General features: G+C 50.0%; 1 rRNA gene. It reads left to right on the top strand.

The window, feature by feature from the left end:
- Positions 1–23 precede the first annotated feature (23 nt).
- Positions 24–674 (top strand): 23S ribosomal RNA (locus tag ACY2RQ_RS19605); the annotation flags it as partial.

The following is a 674-nucleotide window of genomic DNA, read 5'->3' on the forward strand; positions in this document are numbered from 1 at the left end:
CAAAAGATTGTTTTGGGTTATATGGTCAAGTGACTAAGCGCACACGGTGGATGCCTTGGCAGTCAGAGGCGATGAAGGACGTAGTAATCTGCGATAAGCCTTGGGGAGCTGATAAACAAGCTTTGAACCAAGGATTTCCGAATGGGGAAACCCACCTGTCATAAGACAGGTATCTCTTAACTGAATACATAGGTTTAGAGAGGCGAACCCGGGGAACTGAAACATCTAAGTACCCGGAGGAAAAGAAATCAACCGAGATTCCCCCAGTAGCGGCGAGCGAACGGGGACCAGCCGAGCGATAAAAGTTAGTGGAAGGCTCTGGAAAGTGCCGCCATAGTGGGTGATAGCCCCGTACACGAAGACGATTATCGACATATTAAGTAGGACGGCACACGTGTTATGTTGTCTGAAGATGGGGGGACCATCCTCCAAGGCTAAATACTCCTGACTGACCGATAGTGAACCAGTACCGTGAGGGAAAGGCGAAAAGAACCCCGTTGAGGGGAGTGAAATAGACCCTGAAACCGTGTGCGTACAAGCAGTGGGAGCCTGATTTGTTCTTCGGAGCGAACGGGTGACTGCGTACCTTTTGTATAATGGGTCAGCGACTTACATTTTGTAGCCAGGTTAACCGTTGAGGGGAGCCGTAGGGAAACCGAGTCTTAATAGGGCGT

The sequence above is a fragment of the Parendozoicomonas sp. 209JJ7-1 genome, assembly GCF_058147085.1.